Raw genomic sequence first — 231 nt, 5'->3', positions numbered from 1 at the left:
ATCGTGCTGGCGGCCGGACAGTCCCGGCGCATGGGCGCTCGCAACAAGCTGCTGGAGGACCTGGACGGCCGGCCCCTCGTGGTCCGCACGGTGGACGCGGCGCTCGCCTCCGGCGTGCAGGCCGTCATCGTCGTCACCGGCCACGAGCCCGAGCGTGTGCGCACCGCGCTGGGCGACCGGGGCGTGCGCTTCGTCCACAACCCGGCCTACGACCAGGGGCTCAGCACCTCG

At 74.5% G+C, this 231-nt stretch carries 1 protein-coding gene; it reads left to right on the top strand.

The genetic code is table 11. The features are described 5' to 3' along the window. Window positions 1–231, top strand: a 231-nt coding sequence (locus R0J87_RS25210; RefSeq protein ID WP_498889759.1) for a nucleotidyltransferase family protein, incomplete at both ends; no start/stop codon positions are given.

The sequence above is a fragment of the Halomonas sp. SIMBA_159 genome, from assembly GCF_046536035.1.
Taxonomy (GTDB): domain Bacteria; phylum Pseudomonadota; class Gammaproteobacteria; order Pseudomonadales; family Halomonadaceae; genus Vreelandella; species Vreelandella venusta_A.
This window is presented reverse-complemented; position numbering and strand designations above follow the sequence as displayed.